Source organism: Micromonospora globbae, from assembly GCF_003610785.1.
In the GTDB taxonomy this organism is placed as follows: domain Bacteria; phylum Actinomycetota; class Actinomycetes; order Mycobacteriales; family Micromonosporaceae; genus Micromonospora; species Micromonospora globbae.
The window spans coordinates 1-12,248 of sequence record NZ_RAQQ01000052.1; the positions used below are offsets into that span (position 1 = coordinate 1).

The 12,248-nt window shown below is 69.0% G+C and carries 10 protein-coding genes, 1 pseudogene and 1 CRISPR repeat array; of the genes and pseudogenes, 3 read left to right on the forward strand and 8 right to left on the reverse strand.

The genetic code is table 11. The features are described from left to right. Positions 1 to 41 precede the first annotated feature (41 nt). The 3 genes from D7I43_RS31455 to D7I43_RS31465 all read right to left on the reverse strand — a co-directional run bounded on the left by D7I43_RS31455 (position 42) and on the right by D7I43_RS31465 (position 3,315). Positions 42 to 1,496 (reverse strand): low temperature requirement protein A, encoded by a 1,455-nt coding sequence (locus tag D7I43_RS31455; protein ID WP_240033306.1) that lies wholly within the window; start codon positions 1,494 to 1,496, stop codon positions 42 to 44. Between the two features lie 102 nt (positions 1,497 to 1,598). After that, positions 1,599 to 2,345 carry an ABC transporter permease gene (locus tag D7I43_RS31460; RefSeq protein ID WP_120332198.1) on the reverse strand — a complete coding sequence of 249 codons (747 nt, stop codon included), beginning with the start codon at positions 2,343 to 2,345 and terminating at the stop codon, positions 1,599 to 1,601. 7 nt (positions 2,346 to 2,352) lie between these two features. Next, positions 2,353 to 3,315, reverse strand: coding sequence for an ATP-binding cassette domain-containing protein (locus D7I43_RS31465; RefSeq protein ID WP_120332199.1), 963 nt, complete (start codon positions 3,313 to 3,315; stop codon positions 2,353 to 2,355). Positions 3,316 to 3,367: 52 nt separating this feature from the next. Between D7I43_RS31465 and D7I43_RS31470 the strand changes: the two genes are divergently transcribed. Together D7I43_RS31470 and D7I43_RS31475 are read left to right on the forward strand one after the other, a co-directional pair. Then, complete coding sequence (locus D7I43_RS31470; RefSeq protein ID WP_120332200.1) at positions 3,368 to 3,937, forward strand: PadR family transcriptional regulator; 570 nt, start codon at positions 3,368 to 3,370, stop codon at positions 3,935 to 3,937. A 478-nt stretch (positions 3,938 to 4,415) separates the two neighbouring features. Beyond that, the gene (locus tag D7I43_RS31475; protein ID WP_120332201.1) at positions 4,416 to 5,102 is read left to right on the forward strand and encodes an SDR family NAD(P)-dependent oxidoreductase; all 687 of its coding nucleotides are present in this window, start codon (positions 4,416 to 4,418) and stop codon (positions 5,100 to 5,102) included. A gap of 151 nt (positions 5,103 to 5,253) precedes the next feature. On the opposite strand, the gene D7I43_RS31480 is transcribed toward D7I43_RS31475, so the two are convergent. The 3 genes from D7I43_RS31480 to D7I43_RS31490 form a co-directional block, all read right to left on the reverse strand. Continuing rightward, positions 5,254 to 6,807, reverse strand: a complete 1,554-nt coding sequence (locus D7I43_RS31480; protein ID WP_120332202.1) for a PQQ-dependent sugar dehydrogenase — start codon at positions 6,805 to 6,807, stop codon at positions 5,254 to 5,256. A gap of 365 nt (positions 6,808 to 7,172) precedes the next feature. Then, positions 7,173 to 8,336: an MFS transporter gene (locus D7I43_RS31485; protein ID WP_120332203.1), complete on the reverse strand. Its 1,164-nt coding sequence runs from the start codon at positions 8,334 to 8,336 to the stop codon at positions 7,173 to 7,175. A gap of 61 nt (positions 8,337 to 8,397) precedes the next feature. Next, positions 8,398 to 8,856 carry an RrF2 family transcriptional regulator gene (locus D7I43_RS31490; RefSeq protein WP_120332204.1) on the reverse strand — a complete coding sequence of 153 codons (459 nt, stop codon included), beginning with the start codon at positions 8,854 to 8,856 and terminating at the stop codon, positions 8,398 to 8,400. A 142-nt stretch (positions 8,857 to 8,998) separates the two neighbouring features. On the opposite strand from D7I43_RS31490, the gene D7I43_RS34485 reads away from it, so the two are divergent. Further along, complete coding sequence (locus tag D7I43_RS34485; RefSeq protein ID WP_420870262.1) at positions 8,999 to 9,184, forward strand: DUF2218 domain-containing protein; 186 nt, start codon at positions 8,999 to 9,001, stop codon at positions 9,182 to 9,184. 470 nt (positions 9,185 to 9,654) lie between these two features. Here the strand turns inward: D7I43_RS34485 and D7I43_RS31495 are convergent, their stop codons facing one another. Both D7I43_RS31495 and D7I43_RS31500 read right to left on the reverse strand, forming a co-directional pair. Next, positions 9,655 to 10,800 carry a DUF4238 domain-containing protein gene (locus D7I43_RS31495; RefSeq protein WP_120332205.1) on the reverse strand — a complete coding sequence of 382 codons (1,146 nt, stop codon included), beginning with the start codon at positions 10,798 to 10,800 and terminating at the stop codon, positions 9,655 to 9,657. Positions 10,801 to 11,011: 211 nt separating this feature from the next. Then, positions 11,012 to 11,345: a CRISPR direct-repeat array (repeat unit 28 nt; unit sequence GGATCACCCCCGCGTGCGCGGGGAGCAG). 90 nt (positions 11,346 to 11,435) lie between these two features. Beyond that, positions 11,436 to 12,116 (reverse strand): annotated as a pseudogene (locus D7I43_RS31500) (IS256 family transposase); the annotation flags it as partial. Positions 12,117 to 12,248 lie beyond the last annotated feature (132 nt).

A 12,248-nucleotide genomic window follows, 5' to 3' on the forward strand; every position in this document is an offset into this window, starting at 1 on the left:
GTCCGTCGACGCCACCCGACCCGGCGACAACACCCCCCGGATCATCCGTACGACAGGGGCAGTAAGTCATACCGGGCCGGGCGACCGAGCAGTCCCCGGCTGGGGACGATCAAAAAGGTAACGGGCGAGGGCGGTTCAGACGGGCGTCCTCGCGCACGGGCCGCGTCGGCAACGGCGATCCCGGCGAGGACCGCGGTGGCGGCGAGGGCGACCAGCAGTGGCGGCACGAGGAGCATCGCCGGGGCCAGGGCGGCGAGCACAAGCACGCCGATCGGTCGATCCCGGGACACGCGGCCGAACACCGTGTGCTCGACGACGCCGCGCCCGATCAGGAACAGCGCGGGTCCACCCAGGAGGACGGCGATCCAGGCCGGCTGTGTGTGCCCGAAGGGGTGGGCGATGACGAGTTCGGCGCCGACGGAGCTGGCGACCACCCCCGCCACCATGATCGGGTGGGAATAGGTCGCCGAGAGGCTGAGGCGGAGTGGATCGGGAGCGACTGCGATGGCTTCCGCCAACAGTTCCCCCGCACGGAAGATATAGATCCGCCACAGCAACGCGGTGGTGGCGAACGACACCAGGACGGCAGCGCTGTGCGCGACGTCAAAGCCGCTCTCGCTGAACGCCAGCCCGGTGACCAGGATCATCTCACCGAGCGCGATGATGAAGAACTGCCGGAAGCGTTCGGCCAGGTGCTCGCCCAGGATCGCGAGCTCCGACGCGTTCAGGCGACCCAACCCCGGTGTGGGTAGGCGGAGCACGCTCGCCGTGTATTCGATCGCGACCGCGAGCGTCCACAGCGCCATCCGCGCCGTACCGTGCGCGACGGCTCCCGCGATCCACGGCACCGCGGACACCGCGAACCAGAACAGTATCCGCTGGAAGGCGCGTTGCGTCTCGTGGCCTCGCACCAGCAGCGCGAGGACGACGCTGGCACCGATCTGGACGGCGACGTACGTGCCCGCGAAGATCAGGCCATGCCTGCCGAACGCCTCAGGCGCCGCGGCGGCCATCACCAGGCTGCCGAGCATGGACGCGATGACCAGCAGCTGTAGCGGAGGTCGGTGCGGGTCGAATATGTCAGTCGTCCCCGAGATGTGGGACCAGACCCACCACAGGGCCAGCAGCAACACCAGTGTCTGGAAGGCCCCGGTCCAGGTGAGCTGGTCCAGCAGGCCATGCGAGAGCCGGAAGAACGCGAGGACGAACACCAGGTCGAAGAACAGTTCCAGGAACGTGGCCCGCTGCGGCTCCCCGGGTCTCCGCAGCAGCTTGCCCGCCATGCTCCTCGCCATCGGCTCGCCCGTTCTGCCTGCTTGTGCCCCAGTTGAAGCATTCGTACCATGTGGCCCCGGTAACGGCGCGGCGAGAAGAACAATCACGGGCAGCGTGAACACGACCGCCAGGGTCAGCGGGTCGAAGAGCGGCACCGAACGCTGCCACCATCCCGACAACCGGACCGCAAGGTTCCCGGCCGCGACCATCTCCTCGGTCACCCCGGGCGGTCCGTCAGGTGACGTCCCTCAGCGGTGGGTCACCGGAATCGGTCCGGGGTGACCGTCACGCACGCCGTGATCATGGAGTGGCTGCCGTGACCCTCACGCGGTGCGCCGTCTGAACAGGCTGGACCCGATCGCGACGGAGACGATCGCCAGGGCGACAGCGACCGCGATGCCGATGGCGGCGGTGGTGTCGAGTGCGCCAGTGAAGAGGGCACGGGTGGCGTCGAGGATGTAGCGCAGTGGGTTGAGGTGGGCGAGCCAGTCCAGCCATACCGGTCCGCGGTCGACGGGCAGAAGGATGCCGGAGAGCAACATGAGCGGGATCGCGAGCGAGTTGACGGCGGGAGCGAACAGGTACTCGTTGGGCAGTCCGAGCGCGAGCACGTAGGACAGGGACGCGAGCCCGACTCCGGTGATCAGGATGAGGATGAGGGAGGCGAGGACCCCGAGGGGATTCGCGGCCATGCCGAGGAGGTAGCCGACGACGATGAGGGGGATGGCCTGCAAGCCGAGAATCAAGGAGTCTTTGAGCAGGCGGCCGAGCAGGATCGCGAGTCGTGAGACGGGTGCCACCCGGAGGCGTTCGACGAACCCGGACCGGATGTCGGGGATGAGGTTGAAGCCGGCGAAGCCGGTCCCGAACAGCCCGAGTTGAAGCAGGAGTCCTGGAACGAAGAACAGCCAGGGATTCTGCGCCGCGGGCAGTGCCTGGGTGAGGAGAGGGCCGAACAACAGGAGGTAGACGAACGGCTGGATGAGGCCGATCGCGAGGGCAACCTTGTTGCGCAGCGCGAGCGCGAGCTCGCTGCGGAAGACGATGAAGGTGTCGTGCAGGGCGGACATGGCGGGTTCAGCGCTCCTGGGCGGTGGTGTGGCCGGTGAGGGCTAGGAAGACGTCGTCAAGGGAGGGATGCGCGACCTGCAGACCGTGCATGTCGATGCCGGCGTCGTGCAGCGTGAGCACGACGCGAGTGAGAAGTCCTTCGGCGTTCTCGCAGCCGATGCGCAGCTCGTTGCCGGTGCGGCGCACGTCTCGCACGTGTGGGAGGTCGGCGATGGAGGCGAGCGTCCGAGTCGCCACCTGGTCGTCCCGGAGTCCAGCGTCGATCGTGATGACGTCGTTCCCGAGCCGTTGCTTGAGCCGGGCCGGGCTGTCCTCGGCAATGAGCTTGCCGTGGTCCAGGATGAGGACGCGGTCGCAGAGCGCGTCGGCCTCGTCGAGGTGGTGTGTACTCAGCACGACGGTCACGTCGGCGCGCGCTCGCAGCGCACGGATGTGCCCCCACAGCTCGTTGCGGCTGGGCGGGTCGAGTGCCGCGGTCGGCTCGTCGAGGAAGATCACTTGTGGGGCGTGGATGAGTCCGATCGCCAGGTCCAGTCGCCGGCGCTGACCGCCGGAGAGCGTCATGGTGGGGCGGGCCGCCAGCTCCGTCAGCTCGAACGCCTTCATCATCGTCTCGGCCTGTGCCATCGGGTCGGAAAGGCGATGAAGTCGGGCCTGGAGGAGCAGTTCGTCGCGCACGGTCGCGGTCGGCCGGCTTCCTCCGCTCTGCGCGACCAGCCCGATCGACTGCCGTACGCCGCGCGGATCGTGGCGCAGATCGTGACCGGCGATGGTCGCCGTGCCCGCGGTCGGCTGCTCCAGCGTGGAAAGCATCCGCATGGTGGTGGTCTTCCCGGCGCCGTTGGGGCCGAGCAGGCCGATGACCTCGTTCTTGCCCACCTCGAACGTCAGGTCCCGCACCGCTTCGACCGGGCCGGTCCTGGTGATGAAGGTCTTGCCCAGACCCGAGGTTGTGATCGCTGAGCCCATGACACCCCACTATTCGTATACGACTACCCGTATACGAATGTAGCATGGACCCATGCCTCTTCGCGCCACCGACAACCCGCTCGTGGTGCCCCTGCTCGGCCTCCTGCTGGAACAACCGCGCCACCAGTACGCCCTGCTGACAGCCCTGCGCGAGCGGTACCGCCACCTACGGGTGCGCACCGGGTCCGTCTACACCCTGATCCGCTCGCTCGAAGAGGTCGGATGGATCGAGCCGATCCGCCCCGGAGCTGGCGACAACGCTCCGGTGGCGTACCAGCTGACCCCCGACGGAATCGATCAGTTCCGCGGCAAGGTCGTCACCGGGCTCCAAGACACCGAACACGCCGACGCCACCGCATTCGTCACCGCCCTCGCCTACATCGGCATCCTCGACCGCAGCACCGCGAGGGCCATCCTCGGCAAGCGCCTCGATGCGCTCCGACGACGCGTCGATGACCTGGAGCGCGCGATCCACGATGCCGATGTCGCTCCGGTGCAGATGATCGAGGTCGCGTTCTCCGCCTCGCAGACCCGCCACGACATCGATTGGCTCGAACACTTCAGACGGCAGATCGCCGACCCGGACTACGCCTGGCCCGTCGACGATGGCAACGAGCCGTAGCCGGGCACGGAACGCGTGATCGCGTTCGCCGCGGCCGACGGCTGACCACCGGTGCGGCGGCAGGCCCCCGACCGAGGGCCTGCCGCCGCGCCGTGCGCCCGTTCCCGCGTGCGCCGGCCCTCGCCTCGTACGCCCGGGCCGGAAGCGACTTCGATGCGATGGCGATCACTCTCCGTGTTGTCGACCGCCTTCCGGGAAGGCGCCATCGCCACGGCGGCAGGCGTGGGCCAGAAGGAATCCGGCACCACGTGCCGCCGCCCGCAGACCCACTCCCCTTCCGTCCCGCAGGCCCGGCGACACCGGCACTTAACCGTTCGTCCACCCACACGTCGACCTGGGGACGCCGGTTCGACGAAGGTGAGGCAGGTCTCTCGAAGACCGGCCGGACGGCGTCCCACCCGACCGCGGCGCCGCTCCCCGCCGCGCTACTGTCAGTAGCTGCCGATCAAGGTATGACCGGTGAGAGGAACAGGGCCGCATGAGCACGTCCATCATCGTCGGAGGAAGTAACGGGCTGGGGCGGGTGATCGCCCAGCATTTCGCGGACCGCGGCGACACGGTCGTCGTCACCAGCCGGGACAAGGCGCGCGCCGAGGCAGTGGCCGCCGAGATCGGTGGGGCCACCCGGGGTCTGGGCGTCGACCTCTCCCAGCCGGACACCATCGCCTCCGCGTTCGGCGACGTCACGGAGGTCGACCACCTGGTCATCACCGCCACCAGCCAGGTGCCGAACAGTCTGGGCGAGTTCGACCTCGACGCGGCGGTCACCGCGCTGACCATCAAGCTGGTCGGCTACGCCGAGACGGTACGGGTCCTGCGCGACCGCTTCCGCCCGGGCGCCTCGGTGGTGCTCTTCGGCGGGGTCGCGAAGGACCGCCCCTACCCCGGATCCACCATGGTCACGACCCACAACGCGGGTCTCGCAGGCCTGGTGAAGACCCTGGCCGTCGAGATCGCCCCGCACCGGGTCAACGTCGTGCACCCCGGCATCGTGGGCGACAGCCCGAAGTGGCGTGACGTGTCCGACCACCCGCACCTCGCCCGGACCCCGATCGGCCGGCTGGTGACGATGGCGGAGGTCGTCGACGCGACCGACTTCCTCCTGCGCAACAGCGGTGTCAACGCGCAGGAGCTGTTCATCGAGGGCGGGATCCTGGCCCGCTGATCCACCGCCGGGCGCCGGGACCGCGACGAGGTGGCACCCGCGCCGCGGTCCGGCCCAGGGACCCGCATCCGGCGACCCGGTACGTGTCGGGCGGGCGGGTGACCCGCCCGCCCGACACGGCGGACCGGCAGGTCACCCGTCGGGCGTCGGGTCAGCGCCGGTAGACCGTGTAGACCGCGCCGTCCGTGAGCGACAGGACGGAGAGGTTGCCGTCGGGGTCGGTCTCGATGTCTGTGACGGTGCCGAAGTCCCGGCCGATCAGCAGGCTCTCGCTCTCCGTGATCTCGTGCTTGGCGAGGTTGTCCGCCACCCGGTCCGCCAACCGCGGATCATCCACGGCGATCTGCCGACCGTTGCCGGTCAGGTTGAAGCGGAAGAGGTAGCCGCCTTCGAGAGCGCCCGTCGCAGCACCCATGAACAGGTCGCCCTCGAACTGCGGCCCGAGCTTCCGGCTGTCGAGGAAGCCCATCCCGCCGGGCGCGACCTCCCACTTCCAACTGAACTCGGGATCGCTGTAGTGCGCCCCGGGAAGCATGTGGAGCCGGCGGAGCGCCTGGATCGGGCTGTCCGCGATGTTGGCGGGGGGCCAACGCAACTGCTGGAGGTTCTGCCCGCCGAACGTCGTCTCGATCTCTTTGAACTGGCCGACCCGCCGCACCGGCCCCGCGATCTGGATCCAGCCGCCGTTCATGCCCGGTTCGAGCCGGTTGATCTCGCTGAAGCTGTCGTCGCCGTTCTCCTGCATCCACACGTAGCCGGTGTCGGGGTCGACGGCCATGCCGAAGCCGTTGCGGTGGCCGTACGAGAAGATCTTCTGAACGGTGGCGCCGACCTCGCCGCCCATGGCCCTACCGGCGCGGAAGAAGGGATTGTCGCGCGGCGTGCCACCGTCGTCGTCGAGGCGCAGCACGACGCCGCTGAGGTGGGCGCTGTCGGGCCGCGGGCCGCCGAACTGGTCGTCGGGCACGATCGGCCCCGGGCAGACGGCGGTGGGGCCACAGGTCAGGTTCTGCAGGTGCCCGCGGCGGCCGAGGTCGCCGATGAAGACGTACAGCTTCCTGTCCCGGCCGAAGGCGATCACCCCGCCGTTGTGGTTGCCGCGTGCGGGCTGGCCGGCGTCCTCCTGCGGGGCGCGGATGCGGATCAGGTTGCGATCGAACGTGAGCGTGCTTCCGTTCCACTCGAACCGGTCGACCCGGTTGCCGAGCAGCGGAGTCTCGCCGACGGCCGTGGTGTCCGCGCCGGTCGTGCTCTCCGTCCAGTACAGGTAGACGCCGGGATCCGCCGGGAAGCGCGGGTGCAGGGCGATTCCGAGCAGACCCCGCTCGGAGGCGGAGTTGACGGCCAGGTCCAGCGCCGTGCCGGCGACCGCCCCGTCGACGACACGTTGGACCCGCCCGGTCGTCTTCTCGATCACGAACATGTCGTCGTCGCCGATGTGTGCCAGGCCGGTAGGGCTGACCAGCCCGGTGGCCGCCGTCCGGACCGCCAGCCTCCGGTCGAGCATCGTCGGGCCGTCCTCCTCGGCGCTGGCCGGGGTGGCGACCGTCAAGGGCAGTCCGGATGCGACCAGGGCCAGCACGGCGATGCCCGCCCGCGTCCGGCGGCGGGCACGCCTCGGTGCGGGGTCGGCCCCGGCTGATCCACTCGGTACCACCGGGTTGCCGTGGCGTGGGACGACGGTGCGGGAATGTCCTTCGTTCATGCCAAGCTTCCTCCTTGCCGGGTGGCGACGTGTTTCGCGGGCGGCCGGTCGCGAGCCCGACTGCCGCCGCACGGCGGGTTCGGTGACCCTCCTTCGTCCAACTCCGGCCGAGGCCCGGTGCGTTACGGCCGGCAGAACCCGCCGGTGGCGACCGGTCTCACGAGCACCGGGCACCGGCAGGGCCCAAGGCCGGCGACACCCACCGACACGCGGTCGGGGAGGGCGTCGACCTCAGGTCCCACTGGAATGCACGCGCTCCGTCTACATCCGGTTCACTCTCCGTCGTGGAATGTTCGTCGACGGAGGACGCCCCGCCGATGAACGGGAGCCGTCGTCGAGCTGTTGGTGTGATGTCGTCGCAGCTGTCACAGGACAACCTCCGCTCGCCGGGGCCTGAGCGACAGCACGAGGTTCCACATCAGGGCCGCCACGGCACCGGCGGCCGCGACCAGGCACATGTACGTGCTACCCGCCGTAAGGAGTGTTGCGCCCAGCGCGTTACCCGCGGCGATCCCGGCGTACAAGGCTGAGGCGTTGGTGCCGATGGTCACCGGTCCGTTCGTCGGCGCGGCGGCAAGTAGCCGATGCTGCTGGGGTGGGGTCTGCATCCAGCTCGCGGCACCCCAGACCGCGGCTGCGGCGACCACGGCGATCGCGGATGGACGAGCGGCCAGGGCGGCGAAGGACAGGGCCATCAGTGCGTACGCGATTGCCAGGGTGCGGTTCGACCCGAGCTTGTCGGTCAGATTCCCGCTGGCCAACGATCCAGCGACCGCGCCGATGCCATAGGCCGTCAGGACTCCGACGAGCCATCCGCTGTTCCCGGTCGGCAGCAACGTGGCGACATAGGCGTACGGGACGTAAGCAGCTGCCATTCCCAGGGTGGTGAGGCCGAGAATGGCCACGATTCGCGGCTGCATCAGGGGTGCAAGGCGTTCGGCAACGCGCTGGCGTGCGCCGGCGGGCGGGTTCGGCGCCGTCCTGTGGATCAGCAGTCCCGCAGTAATGCCCAGCACTGCGACCCCGAGGAGGGCGGCCCGCCAGCTTGCAACGCTGGCCAGGGCACTGCCCACCGGGACGCCGACCGCGGTTGCGATCGTCAGGCCCGCGATTACCAAGGCCAACGCCCGGCCGCGGTGCTGCTCGCCAGCGACACGTGCGGCGAGAACGCCTGCGGCGGGCGTCACGATCGAGGCGGCCAGGGCCGCCAGCACCCGCCCGCCGAGAAACAGCGTGAACCCAGTGCTCACGGCGCACGCGATGTTCGCCACGGAAAGGACCGCCAAGGCAACAGTGATAACCAGACGCGGTCGGATCGTGCTGGTCAGCGCCGCGAGTACCGGCGCGGCGAGCGCGTACGCCACAGCGAAGACGGTCACGGACAGCCCTGCGGTGGCGATCGACACCCCCATGTCGTCCGCCAGCCTCGGCAGGAAGCCTGCGACAACCCAGGCGTCGGTTCCAACCGAGATCGTCGCGGCGAGAAGGGGCAGCAGTCGAGGCCACCACCGCAACACAATAATCGACATGTGATGTCCATAATTCTTCGATGATTGTGCGAGCGCGGGGCTCGCTGAGTCAACGGTGAGGTCAGGTCAGGGCAGCGATGGTGCGAGCGCGGACGCCCGGCCCGGTCTGGTCGGCGAGGTCGGCGATGCTCTGTGCCGCCAGGGCGGCGCGATAGGTCAGCTCAGCACGGTTCATGGCGTGCGCGATGGCGCACTGACCGGAGCGGGGGCCGAGTGTGCCGGATCGACCAGCTAGCCGAATCTCCTCGCAGTGGAAGGCCGGTTCGCGCCCTTCCACTGCTGCCACGACGTCCATGAGGGAGATCGATGCGCCGGAGCGCGCCAGCGTGAAACCGCCGGACTGGCCGCGAACCGCTTCCGCTACCCCGTCGGCCACCAGTGCCCGCAGGGTCTTCTGCAGGTAGGCCGGTGGCAGGTCGAAGAACTCGGCGAGTTGCGCCGAGGTGACGGGGCGTCCATCCAGCCAGTGCATGACCAGACAGCAGTGGAGCGCCGCTTCGACCCCCTTGCCCATCCTCATAGTGGACACCGTATGTCCACTAACTGGGGGAGTCAATCGGGAGTGCCACGTCAACGGCTGATCCTGGTTGTGGAGGTGGCCAGTGGTCGGCACCGGGTCGGGTCGAGGCTCATCAACACCAGGTAGAGCGGAAAGGCATCAGATGCTCTACTCGACCACACGCGTCGTCACCCACCGCCCTCACCGCTACATCAAGCAACTGGTCTCCCACATGGGGCGCAAGGTGCCCACCGCACTCGACGAGGACCGCGGCACGGGTTGCCTGAACCTGTGGTCTGTAACGTCGCGCGGCCATCGGGTCCTTCGGGTCGACGATCACCGAGGCTGAGCATGGACAGGCCGCGATGAGGCGTCGGATGATGGAGCCCAAGATCATCGGGTGAGCGGGGCGGAGGCTCTCCAGCAGGTGCCGACCCGGGTCAACCAGTTGCACCGCCCGCCAACCCGGGCCACGGGTCCCGGTCGTCGACGCGATCCGTGTGGTCGACGCTCGCCCGCATCGGGCCGATCAATCCAGGTCAACGCGGGCCAGTCCCTGCCACCCCGGGTCGACGCGCAGGTCGCTAGACTGGGCGCTCGCGCCCTCGTAGCTCAGGGGATAGAGCAACGGTTTCCTAAGACGACGCTCCGCGCGTAGCCGCAAGCGGGTGACCTGCGGCTTTCCTTTTTCTTCCTCCGGTGGCCGGTCGCACGGCGGCGGTGCTGTGGTCGCCTGCTGAAGATCAGCTAGGCGCAGCAAGCGCCGTGGAGCGACGTCTGCCTGCCCGTCTGAGAACGATGCGCACATCGTGGCCCTCCTCAGCGACCGCGGCGGCCTAACAGCTCGGGTTGTCGAGGTGCGGGTGGCTGTTGCAGCTCCCGGGCGAAGGCGGTGCCGCCGTCGCAGACATCGACGATGGGCCCAGGTTCGGGAAGTTCCATGTCGGTGAACGTGGGATGGGCGGGGTGAGCAGCGACCCATTGGTAGGCGTGAGCGAGGAGCCGGGAGTTCACGTCGTTCGCGAGGGCGACGGCCGCTTCACCGCGCAGGCGGCGGTGGGGCGCCACGTCGGCGACGCCGTGCGGGCCGATGACGAGCAACGCTCGTGGTGTGAGCGGCAGGGCTGCCTCGTGCGCTTGGCCCACGCCGGGTCGGCTGGGGTATACGTGGACCGTGTCGGCGTTGCGGGCGCGGCTTCTGCTGGGCTTACGCGCGTCCTTCTTCCGACGCCGCTGGGGCTTCGCGCAGCTCGGCAGGTGCTGGACGTGGCTGACGTCCCCGCGGGTACGCAGGATCACCGGCTCGTCGCAGGTGATGAACAGCGGTTGGTCGATCGTGACGAGCGCCGCCGGGCGGCCGAAGAACGCCTGCGCGACTTTGGGGGCGTTCTTGGTCAGGTATTCGAGGTGCAGGTTCGGGTCCGGAACCACTCGAACCTCGGTGATGCCGCGGATGTCCGGCCGCGACGAGCGGATGAGGTAGTCGCCCATCAGTTCGACCTCGCGACGGTGTCGGGGTGTGCGCAGCAGTTGGAAGCCGATGAAGATGCTCAGGTGCAGTGATTCCTCTGGCGTGAGCGGTCGCGGTGTCTGGAAGGGGTCGAGGATGCGGTCGATGACAGAGGTTGCCCCGTCCTCGATCACGCCGAGGATCCGTTCGAGCCGTCCGTCTCGCTCACCGTCGAGGTTGATGAAGGTGTAGAAGTCGCGGATCGCGCCAACGTCCTTGGTGTTGCGGAGGCTCGCCCGTCCCGTGACCCGGTCGCGGACGCGGATTTGGCCTGACGCGGAGAAGCGTTCGAGATAGCGGCGCGGGACGGTGTGGTGCCGGCTGCCGACCATCGGCACCGGCGAGGTCGTGTCCCACCAGTGCTGGATCTCGTCGAGGATGCTTGGATCCGAGTCGATCATGTCGTCGACCCAGCACCGCCACGGTTCGTCATCCCACCCGTTCTCGCCGACCATCCCGCCTTCTCACCGCACGTCCCGCCGCGACGCTTTGGCTGCTATCCCGATGGTCTACCTCGCGTCCGACATTGTCGAACCCGTTCATCCCCAGCGCGACTTGTCGCTGCTGACAGGAGCGCCTTGCGTTGGTATCCGCCTGCCACGGTCCGCGGAGCGGTCTCGACACGGCCGCCAGACACGCGGGGCGTCAGTTCAGGACGTCGACGAGGGATCACCCCCGCGTGCGCGGGGAGCAGTCGCCGCCCTCCCGGCCGGCCCGGTCGTACGCCGGATCACCCCCGCGTGCGCGGGGAGCAGAAGAGGTCTCCTTTTCCACGGGCCTGATGCCCAGGATCACCCCCGCGTGCGCGGGGAGCAGTCCACCGCGATCGACCGCTCGTCGGCCTGCGCCGGATCACCCCCGCGTGCGCGGGGAGCAGCCGGACGCCCGGGTAGTGCGCCGCGAGGCTGGCGGATCACCCCCGCGTGCGCGGGGAGCAGGGTGGCCACCGATCCCGCCCCCTCCGCCGACCAGGGATCACCCCCGCGTGCGCGGGGAGCAGACCGGTGATCCGGTCGGTCGCCATCACTTCCCCGGATCACCCCCGCGTGCGGGTCTGTCAAACGAACGGTGTAACTCGGGTTGTTGACGACTACTTTCGGCCTGCGGACAGGCGTCCTTCGAAGGCGATGTCGAAGGCGTTGAGGGCTGGTTTCCAGCGCATGGTCCAGCGCCGGCGGCCCTGCCCGGTCGGGTCGAGGCTCATGATCGCCAGGTAGACGCACTTGAGCGCCGCGGCCTCGTTGGGGAAGTGACCGCGGGCTCGCACGGCCCGGCGGATGCGGGCGTTGACCGACTCGATGGCATTCGTGCTGCAGACGACGGTGCGGATCTCGGTGTCGAAGGCCAGGAACGGCACGAACTCCGCCCACGCCTGCTCCCACAACCGGGCGATCGCCGGATACCTGTCGCCCCAGGCCTCAACGAACTCGGCGAACCGAGCTCGGGCGGCGGCTTCGGTGGGCGCGGTGTAGACCGGGCGCAGGGCTTTGGCGATGGCATCCCAGTGCTGCCGACCGGCATACCGGAAGCTGGCGCGCAGCAGATGGATCACACAGGTTTGCACGACAGCTTCGGGCCACACCTCGCCGATGGCATCGGGCAGCCCTTTGAGCCCGTCACAGACCACCATGCACGCGTCGGCGACGCCCCGGTTCTTCAATTCGGTGAGGACCTGCAGCCAGAATTTGGCGCCTTCGCCGCCGTCACCGGCCCACAGGCCCAGGATGTCCCGGGTGCCCTCGACCGTGACGGCCAGGGCCAGGTAGATGGGCGGTTGGGGGAGTGTCAAGTTAACGGCTGATCTTGGTTGTTGAGGTCAGTGGTTGGCCGGGGTGAGCCGGCCCTCGAAGGCGATCTGGAAGGCGTTCAGCGGTGCTTTCCAGCGCATGGTCCAGCGGCGGCG

Excerpts from the sequence above, each read along its gene's own strand:
- D7I43_RS31460 (WP_120332198.1), bottom strand. The coding sequence starts at position 2,345 with ATGTCCGCCCTGCACGACACCTTCATCGTCTTCCGCAGCGAGCTCGCG.
- D7I43_RS31465 (WP_120332199.1), bottom strand. The coding sequence starts at position 3,315 with ATGGGCTCAGCGATCACAACCTCGGGTCTGGGCAAGACCTTCATCACC.
- D7I43_RS31470 (WP_120332200.1), top strand. The coding sequence starts at position 3,368 with ATGCCTCTTCGCGCCACCGACAACCCGCTCGTGGTGCCCCTGCTCGGC.
- D7I43_RS31475 (WP_120332201.1), top strand. The coding sequence starts at position 4,416 with ATGAGCACGTCCATCATCGTCGGAGGAAGTAACGGGCTGGGGCGGGTG.
- D7I43_RS31480 (WP_120332202.1), bottom strand. The coding sequence starts at position 6,807 with ATGAACGAAGGACATTCCCGCACCGTCGTCCCACGCCACGGCAACCCG.
- D7I43_RS31485 (WP_120332203.1), bottom strand. The coding sequence starts at position 8,336 with ATGTCGATTATTGTGTTGCGGTGGTGGCCTCGACTGCTGCCCCTTCTC.
- D7I43_RS31490 (WP_120332204.1), bottom strand. The coding sequence starts at position 8,856 with ATGAGGATGGGCAAGGGGGTCGAAGCGGCGCTCCACTGCTGTCTGGTC.
- D7I43_RS34485 (WP_420870262.1), top strand. The coding sequence starts at position 8,999 with ATGCTCTACTCGACCACACGCGTCGTCACCCACCGCCCTCACCGCTAC.
- D7I43_RS31495 (WP_120332205.1), bottom strand. The coding sequence starts at position 10,800 with ATGGTCGGCGAGAACGGGTGGGATGACGAACCGTGGCGGTGCTGGGTC.